Here is an 11,826-nt window from a genome sequence, read left to right as displayed (position 1 = left end):
CGAGCGTCTTTTGCTTTATGCGCACGGAAGGTCCTTTTAGGAAACCACCCTGTCACGACATTTCCGCGCAAAAAAAGATATATTCATAAGCTGGGGCAGGGGGCTCTCTCGAGAGAGTTTGCCCAACCGTTCCAGTAACAACAAGAAGGCGACCTGACATGATTCAGATGCAAACAAACCTCGACGTGGCGGATAATTCCGGCGCACGTCGTGTCATGTGCATCAAGGTGCTGGGCGGCTCGAAGCGCAAATATGCTTCTGTTGGCGACATTATTGTCGTTTCCATCAAGGAAGCTATTCCGCGCGGCCGCGTCAAGAAGGGCGATGTGATGAAGGCGGTTGTCGTGCGCACCGCCAAGGACATCCGCCGCGCTGACGGCAGCGTCATCCGTTTCGATAACAACGCAGCCGTTCTTATCGACAACAAGAAAGAGCCCATCGGCACCCGTATCTTCGGACCGGTTCCGCGCGAACTTCGCGCCAAGAACCACATGAAGATCATCTCGCTGGCTCCGGAAGTACTGTAAGGAGCGTATGCGATGCAGAAAATTCGTAAAGGCGACAATGTTGTCGTATTGACCGGTAAGGACAAGGGCCGTACCGGCGAAGTAATCCAGGTGATGCCGAAAGAAGACCGTGCCGTTGTGCGTGGCGTAAACATGGTGAAGCGTCACCAGCGCCAGACCCAGGCCCAGGAAGCCGGCATCATCAACAAGGAAGCATCCTTGCACATCTCCAACATCGCCATCGTCGACAAGGATGGCAAGCCGACCCGCGTTGGCTTCTCTGTTGTGGATGGCAAGAAGGTCCGCGTGGCCAAGCGTTCGGGAGAAGTGATCGATGGCTGATAAGTACGAGCCGCGTCTCAAGACGGAATACGTGTCGCGTATCCGCGGCGCCATGCAGGAGAAGTTCTCCTACGCGAACGTCATGATGATCCCGAAGCTGGACAAGATCGTCATCAATATGGGCGTTGGCGAAGCAACCGCGGATTCGAAGAAGCCAACGATTGCTGCTGGCGATCTGGCGGCAATTGCCGGCCAGAAGCCTGTCATCACCAAGGCTCGCAATTCGATCGCCGGCTTCAAGGTTCGTGAACACATGCCAATCGGCGCGAAGGTTACCCTTCGTGGCGAGCGCATGTACGAATTCCTTGATCGTCTGATCAACATCGCGCTGCCGCGCGTTCGCGACTTCCGGGGTCTGAACCCCAAGAGCTTTGACGGCCGTGGCAACTTCGCCATGGGCATCAAGGAACACATTGTGTTCCCTGAGATCAACTACGATAAGGTTGATCAGATGTGGGGCATGGACATCATCGTTTGCACGACGGCGACGTCGGACGACGAAGCTCGGGCTCTGCTTACAGAGTTCAACTTCCCGTTCCGTCACTAACCGTAACGACGAGCGTAGAAAAGGAACTCCGATATGGCGAAAACAAGCGCAGTTGAAAAGAACAAGCGCCGCCGCAAGTCGGTCGCCCAGCAGGCTACCAAGCGTGCTGCACTCAAGGCGATCGTGATGAACCAGTCCCTTCCGATCGAAGACCGGTTCAAGGCCACTCTGAAGCTCGCTTCGCTGCCGCGTGACGGCTCGAAGACGCGTATCCGCAACCGCTGCGAAGTAACGGGCCGTCCGCGCGCGTTCTATCGCAAGCTCAGGATGTCGCGTATCGCGCTTCGTGAGCTGGGCAATTCCGGCAAGGTGCCGGGCATTGTCAAGTCGAGCTGGTAAGGAGACGGGCACATGACCATGACTGATCCTTTGGGTGATATGCTCACCCGCATCCGCAATGGTGCTGCTCGCCGCAAGTCGTCGGTAAGCACGCCTGCTTCCAGCCTGCGCGCACGCGTTCTCGACGTGCTGCAGTCTGAAGGCTACATCCGCGGTTATTCCAAGGTCGATTTCGAAAACGGCAAGGCCGAATTCACGATCGAGCTGAAGTACTACGAAGGCGCGTCGGTGATCCGTGAGATCGGCCGCGTGTCCAAGCCGGGCCGCCGGGTTTATGTCTCGGTAAAGTCCATTCCGCAGGTCGCGAACGGCCTCGGCATCACCATCCTTTCGACTCCGAAGGGTGTGATGGCCGATCACCAGGCTCGCGAACAGAACGTTGGTGGCGAGGTTCTTTGCTCGGTCTTCTAAGACCCGAGCAAGGATCTCCATAACGAACAGACAGGATTGAATAATGTCTCGTATCGGTAAAAAGCCCGTTCCGGTTCCAGCAGGTGTGACGGCCAATGTCGACGGCCAGAAGGTTACTGCTAAGGGCCCGAAGGGTGAACTGTTTTTCGTCGCCAATGACGACATTCAGCTGAAGCTCGAAGATAACGGCGTTTCCGTAACGCCGGCTAACGGCACCAAGGAAGCTCGCTCGAAGTGGGGCATGTCCCGCACGATGATCGAGAACATCTTCAAGGGTGTTAAGGACGGCTATGAGCGCAAGCTCGAAATCAACGGCGTTGGTTACCGTGCCGCCCTGCAGGGCAAGAACCTGCAGCTGGCTCTCGGTTTCAGCCATGACGTTGTTTATGAGCCTCCGGTCGGCATCACCATTGCCGTGCCGAAGCCGACGGAAATCATCGTTTCCGGCATCAACAAGCAGCAGGTTGGCCAGGTAGCCGCGGAAATCCGCGAATACCGCGGTCCCGAGCCCTACAAGGGTAAGGGCGTGAAGTACGCTGAAGAGCGTATTGTCCGCAAAGAAGGCAAGAAGAAGTAAGGATCACGCGAAATGGCTAGCAGGAAAGAAGCACTTGCACGTCGCGCGAGCCGTGTGCGCCGCCAGATCAAGGCGGTTGCCAACGGCCGTCCGCGCCTGTCGGTTCATCGCTCGTCGAAGAACATCTACGCCCAGATCATCGATGACGTTGCTGGCAAGACGCTTGCGTCTGCCTCCACGCTCGAAGCCGATCTGCGCAGCTCGCTCAAGACCGGCGCCGACGTTGCAGCAGCAGCTGTTGTCGGCAAGCTGGTTGCCGAGCGTGGCGTCAAGGCTGGCGTCAAGGATGTCGTTTTCGACCGTGGCGCGTTCATCTATCATGGCCGTATCAAGGCTGTGGCTGAAGCTGCCCGCGAAGGCGGTCTGAACTTCTGATCTTTTTCCGCCCGGACAATGATCCGGGCGGAATTTCACCGGGCCATGCGGATCTCGTCATCGAGGCCGCTGGTCTTTTCGTTTGCCGTTCCACCCGTAAAAGAAAAAGGACAAGGACAATGGCACAGGAAAAAAGAGGTTCTCGCGACGATCGCCAGAACCGTGAAGAGCGCGATAGCGAATTCGTCGACAAGCTGGTCGCGATCAACCGCGTTGCAAAGGTTGTTAAGGGTGGCCGTCGCTTCGGCTTCGCCGCTCTCGTCGTCGTTGGCGACCAGAAGGGCCGCGTTGGCTTCGGTCACGGCAAGGCTCGTGAAGTTCCGGAAGCTATCCGCAAGGCAACGGAAAGCGCAAAGCGCGATCTGATCTTCGTTCCGCTGCGCGATGGCCGCACTCTGCATCACGACGTCAATGGCCGTCACGGCGCAGGCAAGGTTCTGCTGCGTTCGGCCAAGGCCGGTACCGGTATCATCGCCGGTGGTCCGATGCGCGCCGTTTTCGAAACGCTCGGCGTTCATGACGTTGTTGCGAAGTCGACCGGTTCGTCGAACCCGTACAACATGGTTCGCGCCACGTTCGACGCTCTGAAGCATCAGGTTCATCCGAAGGACATCGCTGCACAGCGTGGCCTGAAGTATGCGACCCTTCAGGCTCGCCGTGCCGCTTCCGGCAACGCTTCTGAAGAATAAGGAGCTGGATCATGGCCAAGAAAACTACTGAAGCCAAGAAGACTGTCACGGTCGAACAGATCGGCAGCCCTATTCGCCGCCCGGCAATCCAGCGTCAGACGCTGGTCGGTCTGGGTCTCAACAAGATGCATCGTCAGCGCACCCTGGAAGATACTCCGGCGGTTCGCGGCATGATCCGTGCGGTCCAGCATCTCGTTCGCGTCGTTGACGAGAAGTGAGACGGAGTAACCTATCATGAAACTCAATGAAATCAGAGATAACGAAGGCTCCTCCAAGGACCGTATCCGCGTAGGTCGCGGTATCGGTTCCGGCAAGGGCAAGACCGGTGGTCGCGGTGTGAAGGGCCAGAAGGCTCGTTCGGGCGTCGCCATCAACGGTTTTGAAGGCGGTCAGATGCCTATCTACCGTCGCCTGCCGAAGCGTGGCTTTAACAACATTTTCGGTTCCGAATTTGCTGTTGTGTCGCTCGGCCGCATTCAGACCGCCATCGACGCCAAGAAGCTTGATGCTTCCGCAACGATCGATGCTGCTGCTCTCAAGGCTGCCGGCGTCATCCGTCGCGTCAAGGACGGCGTACGCATTCTCGCTGACGGCGAACTGACGAGCAAGGTTGCTTTTGAAGTTGCCGGCGCTTCCAAGCCTGCACTCGAAAAGATTGAGAAGGCTGGCAGCTCTATCAAGCTTCTCGCAGTTGCAGTTGAAGCTTCCGAGTAATATATAGACTTCAGACGCCCGGGGCATAGTCGCCCCGGGCGTTTGCGCTCCCTGGCTTATGGTGCTGTCGATTTAAATCGATTTATGGTGGCATCGTGGCAAACTCTTCGCGGTGCAGCTGTTATGCGCGCCACATGCGGCATAAAGTGCCGCAGGGAGAGCCTCACAGTTCTTGAACTTCCCTAGGGGAGGGGATAGGACATAAAAAAACAGGGTGAGGCATGATGGCGGCGCAAAGCCGTATTCGTCCGAAGCCCGTTTTTGAACCGGTATTTTTAGACCTTTCCGCATTGGCCGGTTTCGCTGGCCGGCAAGGGTCATTCGGAGAAATTTATGGCTTCAGCAGCGGAACAACTGGCTTCGAACCTGAATTTTTCGACCTTCGCTAAGGCGGAGGATCTGAAAAAGCGTCTCTGGTTTACTCTTGCCGCACTTCTCGTCTACCGTCTCGGCACCCACATTCCGCTTCCGGGTCTGAACCCAGAAGCCTATGCGCAGGCCTTCCGTGGCCAAGCCAACGGTATTCTCGGTCTTTTCAACATGTTTGCGGGTGGCGCCGTCGAACGCATGGCGATCTTCGCCCTCGGCATCATGCCTTACATCTCCGCTTCGATCATCGTGCAGCTCATGACCTCGGTCGTGCCCTCGCTCGAAGCGTTGAAGAAGGAAGGCGAAGCCGGCCGCAAGATCATCAACCAGTACACCCGCTACGGCACGGTGCTGCTCGGCACGCTGCAGGCCTATGGCATTGCGGTCGGCCTTGAAAGCGGCAACGGTCTCGTGGTCGATCCGGGCATGTTCTTCCGCGTTTCCACCGTCATCACGCTGCTCGGCGGTACGATGTTCCTGATGTGGCTCGGCGAGCAGATCACCTCGCGCGGTATCGGCAACGGTATTTCGCTGATCATCTTCGCGGGCATTGCCGCAGGCCTGCCCAAGGCTCTGGCCGGCACGCTGGAACTTGGCCGCACCGGCGCGCTGTCGACCCCGCTCATCCTGATGGTTGTCATCGTGGCGATCGGCGTCATTGCCCTCATCGTCTTCGTGGAGCGCGCCCAGCGCCGTCTCCTCATACAATATCCGAAGCGACAGGTCGGCAACCGGATGTTCCAGGGCGATACCTCGCACCTGCCGCTGAAGCTCAACACGGCCGGCGTCATTCCCGCGATCTTCGCATCGTCGCTGCTGCTTCTGCCGGCAACGGCTGCAGGTTTTGCCGGTAACACCAACCTGCCGACCTGGGCGACCTCGATCATCGCGTCGCTGCAGCACGGCCAGCCGTTGTTCATGGCGCTCTACGGTCTGCTGATCGCGTTCTTCGCGTTCTTCTACACGGCAATCGTGTTCAATCCGAAGGATACAGCCGATAATCTCAAGAAGCATGGTGGCTTCATTCCGGGTATCCGTCCGGGCGAGCGCACCGCGGAGTACATCGATTACGTTCTGACCCGCATTACCGTGGTCGGCGCGATTTATCTGGTCTTCGTGTGTATCCTTCCTGAGACACTTATTGCACGTACGGGCATTCCGTTAGCCCTTGGTGGTACTTCGCTTTTGATCGTTGTCAGTGTAACTCTGGATACGGTTGCGCAGATTCAGGGTCACCTGATCGCCCAGCAATATGAAGGTCTGATCAAGAAGTCGAAGTTGCGTGGAGGAAAGAGGGGACGATGAGACTGATATTTTTGGGTCCGCCGGGTGCGGGCAAGGGAACCCAGGCCAAGCGGCTGACTGACAAGTACGGGATCCCGCAGCTTTCCACCGGTGACATGCTTCGCGCTGCGGTCAGCGCGGGCACCGAAATCGGCAAGCGCGCCAAAGCCGTCATGGACGCCGGCGGGCTCGTTTCCGACGATATCGTCAATCAGATCGTTTCCGAACGCATCGAAGCACCGGACTGTGCCAAGGGCTTTATTCTCGACGGCTATCCGCGCACCGTTCCGCAGGCCAAGGCGCTTGCGGACAATATGCGCAAGAAGAATCAGGTCCTGGATGCCGTCATCGAACTGAAGGTGGATGAAGAGGCGTTGATTCGCCGAATCGAAAACCGCGTGGCTGAGACCATTGCCGCCGGCGGCACGGTTCGCTCGGATGACAATCCGGAAGCTTTCCGCAAGCGTCTGACAGAATATCGCGAAAAGACCGCGCCGCTGTCTGCCTATTACAGCGAACAGGGCGAGCTGGTGACGCTTGATGGCATGGCTGATGTCGATGCCGTCACTGAGGCCATTGAGCGCGTTCTCGAGAAAGCCTCTGCCTGATCGACGGAGCGGATGGGCAGGCGCTGTTGCGTTCTTGCCCATATCGCGCTTCCGCATGACGGCTGATCCTCTGGATCGCAAAAGAATCTTGGCGGAGCCGGTTGCTTTTTTGCGCTGATTCCGTTAAACACCGCGCCAACTCGCGACATCCCAAGCGACTGGCGCGGATTTCCCTCAGGGAAGGGAGATCCGGGTTCGGTCGTTTTGACTTGTCACGGACATCAATTTGAACTGGCGGTCTTGTTGGCCGCTCGAATGGAATCACCACTTGCCGGATGGCAACTGGAACCAAGGAGAAAAGACGTGGCACGTATCGCTGGCGTCAACATCCCGACTGCAAAGCGCGTTGTTATTGCGCTGACCTACATTCACGGGATTGGTCCGAAATTCGCGCAGGAAATCATGGACAAGGTCGGTATTCCGGCTGAAAAGCGCGTTCATCAGCTGACGGATGCTGAAGTTCTTCAGATCCGCGAAGCCATCGACCGCGACTACCAGGTCGAAGGTGACCTGCGTCGTGAGACCTCGATGAACATCAAGCGTCTGATGGACCTCGGTTGCTACCGTGGCCTGCGTCACCGTCGTGGCCTTCCGGTCCGCGGTCAGCGCACGCACACCAACGCCCGCACCCGCAAGGGTCCGGCGAAGGCTATCGCTGGTAAGAAGAAGTAATTTTCCGGTTCTCCGGAAAGGGGAGGCTGGTGCAGTCCGCGCCAGCCTTTCTGAGTTTGGCGAAAAGCTCGGCTACGAGCTGATTGCCGGTGTAGCCGCTGGTGTTACGGCGGTGAAGAGATCAATGAAAGGTATAAAATGGCCAAGGAAGCCGCACGCGTCCGTCGTCGCGAACGCAAAAATATCACGTCTGGCGTCGCGCACGTCAATTCGACCTTCAACAACACGATGATCACCATCACCGACGCACAGGGCAATGCTATTGCCTGGTCGTCCGCTGGTGCCAAGGGCTTCAAGGGTTCGCGCAAGTCGACCCCGTTCGCTGCCCAGATCGCTGCTGAAGATTGCGCGAAGAAGGCTCAGGAACACGGCATGAAGTCGCTTGAAGTCGAAGTTTGCGGTCCGGGTTCCGGTCGTGAATCGGCACTTCGCGCTCTGCAGGCTGCCGGTTTCATGATCACTTCCATTCGCGACGTGACGCCGATCCCGCACAACGGTTGCCGTCCGCGCAAGAAGCGCCGCGTCTGACGCGACCGTGGTTCGGAAATTCCGCCTTTCCTTCGGTCTGGCGGAATTTTCGTGTATCTGGCGTGTGCGCGTCGATTTCGATCGACGGACTTGCGCTCAAGAACCCACTGATGAACCACTGAATTAGGTTCCTCTCGGTGTTTTCATGCTCGGTCCGTCACGATTGGATGGTGGCGGCGAACGGAAGGTTTAAAGATGATTCAGAAGAACTGGCAGGAACTTATCAAGCCGAACAAGGTCGAGTTCACCTCGTCCAGCCGCACCAAGGCAACTCTGGTTGCCGAGCCGCTGGAGCGTGGTTTCGGTCTTACCCTCGGCAACGCGCTGCGCCGCGTTCTGTTGTCTTCTCTGCGTGGCGCCGCTGTAACGGCCGTGCAGATCGACGGTGTCCTGCACGAATTCTCCTCCATCCCCGGCGTTCGGGAAGATGTGACGGATATCGTGCTCAACATCAAGGAAATCGCCATCAAGATGGATGGTGACGATTCCAAGCGCATGGTCGTGCGCAAGCAGGGTCCTGGTTCGGTAACCGCTGGTGACATCCAGACGGTTGGCGACATCGAGATCCTGAACCCCGACCACGTGATCTGCACGCTCGATGAAGGCGCTGAAATCCGCATGGAATTCACCGTCAACAACGGCAAGGGTTACGTACCGGCTGAGCGCAACCGCGCGGAAGATGCCCCTATCGGCCTCATTCCGGTGGACAGCCTCTATTCTCCGGTCAAGAAAGTGTCCTACAAGGTGGAAAACACCCGTGAAGGTCAGGTTCTCGACTATGACAAGCTGATCATGACGATCGAGACCAACGGTTCGGTTTCCGGCGAAGACGCCGTTGCCTTCGCCGCTCGCATTCTTCAGGACCAGCTGGGCGTCTTCGTCAACTTCGACGAGCCGCAGAAGGAAGCAGAAGAAGAATCGGTTACTGAACTCGCGTTCAACCCGGCGCTTCTCAAGAAGGTCGACGAGCTCGAACTGTCCGTTCGTTCGGCAAACTGCCTGAAGAACGACAACATCGTTTATATCGGCGACCTGATCCAGAAGACCGAAGCCGAAATGCTCCGCACGCCGAACTTTGGTCGCAAGTCGCTGAACGAAATCAAGGAAGTTCTCGCTTCCATGGGTCTGCACCTCGGCATGGAAGTGCCGGCATGGCCGCCTGAGAACATCGAAGATCTCGCCAAGCGTTACGAAGACCAATACTAACAAACAAGAAGGCAGACCTTAAAGACTGCCTTTCCCCGTCAAACAGCAGATAAGTCATCTGCATGTGCCAGGAAACGGCAGGCCTTAAAGAAGGCACCTGCGTAGAAGGAGAATAGCAATGCGCCACGGTAATTCAGGCCGCAAGCTCAATAGAACCGCCAGCCACCGCAAGGCAATGTTTGCCAACATGGCTGCTTCGCTCATCACCCATGAGCAGATCGTCACCACCCTTCCGAAGGCGAAGGAAATCCGTCCGATCGTCGAGCGTCTCGTGACGCTGGGCAAGCGCGGCGACCTGCACGCTCGTCGTCAGGCGATCTCGCAGATCAAGGATCAGGACGCCGTTCGCAAGCTGTTCGACGCGATCGCTTCGCGTTACGCAACCCGCAATGGCGGCTACCTGCGTATCATGAAGGCCGGCTACCGCCAGGGCGACAACGCGGCTCTCGCCGTCGTTGAATTCGTCGAGCGCGACGTTGACGCCAAGGGCGCAGCCGACAAGGCTCGCGTTGCCGCTGAAGCTGCTGCTGCCGAAGCCGCATAAGGTCTGACGCCTTCAGGCGTCATAAGTTAAAAAGCCGGGTGAGAGATCGCCCGGCTTTTTTTGCGTTTGGGTATTGGGAAATTGAGCAGGCGAGGTGCTACCTCTGCAAATCCTTTGGCGTGCCTGCCAGACGCTCGGCTGAAGTTCTACTTCTCTCACTCCGGAACGTGAATACGGGCCTTGATGTGCTTGAGCTGCGCGACGATCGTAAACGTCATGATGACCAGCAGCGACCAGGAACTCCACTTGCCGATATGCACCACGGACCAGGCGCCGATCTGATCGGGGTATTTCCAGATACCGAAGAATGTGGAGATGTTTTCCGCCAGCCAGACGAAAAACCCTATAAGGACGAATGAGAGAAGCAGCGGCATCTTTCGGTCGCGGTCATAGGGGCGATAGACCACCGTTGCGCGGGAATAGAGGCCGATGGCGCAGGCGGCGATGTACCAGCGGTAGTCACCGATAAAGTGGTGGGTGAAGAAGTTGGCGTAGATGGCGATGCCGATCAGCGTTGCCATCCAATAGGTGGGATAATGGCGAATGCGCACATCCAGCAGGCGCCACGCCTGAATGATGTAGCTGCCGACGGCGGCGTACATGAAACCGGAAAAGAGCGGCACGCCGAGGACCTTGCTATAGGCAAAATCGGGGTAGGACCAGGACTGGATGGCGCTTGACGTCTTGAACACCTCAAGCGCGAAACCGACGATATGGAACAGCAGGATGGCCTTGGCCTCGTCAAGCGTTTCCAGCCTGCTCCAGATCATGAAGAACTGGATGCCGAGCGCGATGATCAGCAGCACGTCGTACCGCGGAACGCCAAATAGCCCACCATGCGGCACCACGAAGATGGAAATGAAGAACAATCCCGCAAACAGGCAGGCACGGGCTTCCTTGATGCCGAAATAGAGAAATTCGATAACAAAGCGCCTGATGCCCTTGAGTTCGCCCCAAGGATAGGTATCGCACAGAAGATTGTCCAAAACCGAGAGGCGGGTTGCGGCTGGGCCTGTTGCTGTGCTCATGTTCGCGCCTCGATTTACATCCATTAAATTTTCATACGAAAACCGGAAGGAACTCGCATGGGTCCGTCACGCCTTTCCCCGCCTTATTTTGCCCGCATCCGGCTTTTGGCGGCGGCCGTGATGGTGATCATTGGCGGTCTTTGCTTACGGGCGTTCGGCTACGAGGTGGGATTGCCGTTCGTGGCGGTGAAATACGGCGGATCCGTGCTCTGGGGGGCGATGGTCTATCTGCTGCTTGCGGCCATCCTCCCGTCCCGCTGGCACGGCTATGAGGGTCACATCGCCGTCGTCGTCGTTGTCGTCGTGGAACTGATCCGGCTCGTTCATTTCCCGGCGCTGGACGCGTTTCGCGCAACGGCGGCCGGAGCTTTGCTGCTCGGCCGCGTTTTCTCCGTGTGGAATATCGTCTGTTATATCGGCGGGATCGCGGTGGCGTCCTTTACGTCCGGACGGGCCTTGCGCGCTTATTCCTCTTCATCGTCATGATCGAGGGCCGCACCAGCCGATAGCCCAGCAATACAACCATGGTGCTGATATAAAATACCGGCTCCAGCGTGATCGATTTCCGGGCCAGCACGAAATGCAGCACGCCGACGATGAGGACGAGATAAACGAGCTTGTGCAGTGTGTTCCAGCGACTACCGAGCTTGCGGATGGACCAGCGGTTAGAGGTCAGCGCCAGCGGAATGAGCATGATGAGCCCCGCCATGCCGAGCATGATGTAGGGGCGTTTGAGAATGTCGCCGGCGATGGAGCTGAGGATCAGGCCACGATCCAGCACCAGATAGACGGTGAAGTGGGCGAGCACATAATAAAAGGCGATCAAGCCCAGCGCCCGGCGATAGGCGATGAGGTTGATATTGAACAGATCGCGCAGCGGCGTCACCAACAGGCCGAGGCACAAAAACCGCAGCGCCCAGATGCCGAGCAGGTGCTCGAAATCCTTGACCGGGTTGAAGCCGAGGCCGCCGGTTGCGGCGAGGTAAAAATACCAGAGGCCGGGACAGAGGCCGATGACATACAGCGACCAGATGGCCGCCGGCTGGTAACGCTTGGGCAGCGACGGAAGCGACAGGGCAAAGGCCAT

General features: G+C 57.7%; 19 protein-coding genes. 17 read left to right on the top strand and 2 right to left on the bottom strand.

Going from position 1 to position 11,826, the window contains the following annotated elements; all coding sequences use genetic code 11:
• Positions 1–158 precede the first annotated feature (158 nt).
• From rplN to rplQ, 16 genes are all read left to right on the top strand, one after another.
• Positions 159–527: a 50S ribosomal protein L14 gene (gene rplN, locus GSF67_RS08840; RefSeq protein ID WP_003495199.1), complete on the top strand. Its 369-nt coding sequence runs from the start codon at positions 159–161 to the stop codon at positions 525–527.
• Positions 528–539: 12 nt separating this feature from the next.
• Positions 540–848 carry a 50S ribosomal protein L24 gene (rplX, locus tag GSF67_RS08835; RefSeq protein WP_006313975.1) on the top strand — a complete coding sequence of 103 codons (309 nt, stop codon included), beginning with the start codon at positions 540–542 and terminating at the stop codon, positions 846–848.
• On the top strand, positions 841–1,395 hold the full coding sequence (rplE, locus tag GSF67_RS08830) for a 50S ribosomal protein L5 (RefSeq protein WP_006313976.1): 555 nt from the start codon (positions 841–843) through the stop codon (positions 1,393–1,395). Before rplX ends, rplE begins: the two co-directional genes overlap by 8 nt.
• A 33-nt stretch (positions 1,396–1,428) precedes the next feature.
• Positions 1,429–1,734 (top strand): 30S ribosomal protein S14, encoded by a 306-nt coding sequence (gene rpsN, locus GSF67_RS08825; protein ID WP_006313977.1) that lies wholly within the window; start codon positions 1,429–1,431, stop codon positions 1,732–1,734.
• Between the two features lie 12 nt (positions 1,735–1,746).
• A complete protein-coding gene (rpsH, locus tag GSF67_RS08820; RefSeq protein WP_006313978.1) occupies positions 1,747–2,145 on the top strand; it encodes a 30S ribosomal protein S8 in 399 nt (132 codons plus the stop codon).
• A gap of 43 nt (positions 2,146–2,188) precedes the next feature.
• The gene (gene rplF, locus GSF67_RS08815) at positions 2,189–2,722 is read left to right on the top strand and encodes a 50S ribosomal protein L6 (protein ID WP_006313979.1); all 534 of its coding nucleotides are present in this window, start codon (positions 2,189–2,191) and stop codon (positions 2,720–2,722) included.
• A 12-nt stretch (positions 2,723–2,734) separates the two neighbouring features.
• Entirely contained in the window at positions 2,735–3,097 is a 363-nt protein-coding gene (gene rplR / locus GSF67_RS08810; protein ID WP_006313980.1) for a 50S ribosomal protein L18, read from the top strand.
• A gap of 119 nt (positions 3,098–3,216) precedes the next feature.
• Positions 3,217–3,786 (top strand): 30S ribosomal protein S5, encoded by a 570-nt coding sequence (gene rpsE / locus GSF67_RS08805; protein ID WP_003495208.1) that lies wholly within the window; start codon positions 3,217–3,219, stop codon positions 3,784–3,786.
• An 11-nt stretch (positions 3,787–3,797) separates the two neighbouring features.
• Complete coding sequence (rpmD, locus tag GSF67_RS08800; RefSeq protein ID WP_003495212.1) at positions 3,798–4,004, top strand: 50S ribosomal protein L30; 207 nt, start codon at positions 3,798–3,800, stop codon at positions 4,002–4,004.
• A gap of 16 nt (positions 4,005–4,020) precedes the next feature.
• Positions 4,021–4,500, top strand: coding sequence for a 50S ribosomal protein L15 (rplO, locus tag GSF67_RS08795; RefSeq protein WP_006313981.1), 480 nt, complete (start codon positions 4,021–4,023; stop codon positions 4,498–4,500).
• Between the two features lie 333 nt (positions 4,501–4,833).
• Positions 4,834–6,174 carry a preprotein translocase subunit SecY gene (gene secY / locus GSF67_RS08790; RefSeq protein WP_006313982.1) on the top strand — a complete coding sequence of 447 codons (1,341 nt, stop codon included), beginning with the start codon at positions 4,834–4,836 and terminating at the stop codon, positions 6,172–6,174.
• The gene (locus tag GSF67_RS08785; RefSeq protein WP_006313983.1) at positions 6,171–6,761 is read left to right on the top strand and encodes an adenylate kinase; all 591 of its coding nucleotides are present in this window, start codon (positions 6,171–6,173) and stop codon (positions 6,759–6,761) included. Before secY ends, GSF67_RS08785 begins: the two co-directional genes overlap by 4 nt.
• 303 nt (positions 6,762–7,064) lie before the next feature.
• Positions 7,065–7,433, top strand: a complete 369-nt coding sequence (gene rpsM, locus GSF67_RS08780) for a 30S ribosomal protein S13 (RefSeq protein ID WP_006313984.1) — start codon at positions 7,065–7,067, stop codon at positions 7,431–7,433.
• Between the two features lie 138 nt (positions 7,434–7,571).
• The gene (gene rpsK, locus GSF67_RS08775) at positions 7,572–7,961 is read left to right on the top strand and encodes a 30S ribosomal protein S11 (RefSeq protein WP_003495225.1); all 390 of its coding nucleotides are present in this window, start codon (positions 7,572–7,574) and stop codon (positions 7,959–7,961) included.
• 195 nt (positions 7,962–8,156) lie between these two features.
• Positions 8,157–9,167 (top strand): DNA-directed RNA polymerase subunit alpha, encoded by a 1,011-nt coding sequence (locus GSF67_RS08770; RefSeq protein ID WP_003516121.1) that lies wholly within the window; start codon positions 8,157–8,159, stop codon positions 9,165–9,167.
• A gap of 118 nt (positions 9,168–9,285) precedes the next feature.
• Entirely contained in the window at positions 9,286–9,711 is a 426-nt protein-coding gene (gene rplQ / locus GSF67_RS08765) for a 50S ribosomal protein L17 (RefSeq protein ID WP_006313985.1), read from the top strand.
• Positions 9,712–9,866: 155 nt separating this feature from the next.
• Here the strand turns inward: rplQ and GSF67_RS08760 are convergent, their stop codons facing one another.
• Positions 9,867–10,739 (bottom strand): DUF817 domain-containing protein, encoded by an 873-nt coding sequence (locus tag GSF67_RS08760; RefSeq protein ID WP_035215929.1) that lies wholly within the window; start codon positions 10,737–10,739, stop codon positions 9,867–9,869.
• A 57-nt stretch (positions 10,740–10,796) separates the two neighbouring features.
• On the opposite strand from GSF67_RS08760, the gene GSF67_RS08755 reads away from it, so the two are divergent.
• Positions 10,797–11,225, top strand: a complete 429-nt coding sequence (locus tag GSF67_RS08755; protein WP_006313987.1) for a DUF2809 domain-containing protein — start codon at positions 10,797–10,799, stop codon at positions 11,223–11,225.
• Here GSF67_RS08755 and msrQ read toward each other — a convergent pair.
• The gene (msrQ, locus tag GSF67_RS08750; protein WP_006313988.1) at positions 11,179–11,826 is read right to left on the bottom strand and encodes a protein-methionine-sulfoxide reductase heme-binding subunit MsrQ; all 648 of its coding nucleotides are present in this window, start codon (positions 11,824–11,826) and stop codon (positions 11,179–11,181) included. The two genes, GSF67_RS08755 and msrQ, sit on opposite strands and share 47 nt — an antisense overlap.

This window comes from Agrobacterium sp. CGMCC 11546, from assembly GCF_013365515.1.
GTDB classification, from domain to species: domain Bacteria; phylum Pseudomonadota; class Alphaproteobacteria; order Rhizobiales; family Rhizobiaceae; genus Agrobacterium; species Agrobacterium fabrum.
The sequence above is the reverse complement of the archived record's forward strand: the minus strand, read 5'-3'. Positions and strand labels throughout refer to the sequence as shown.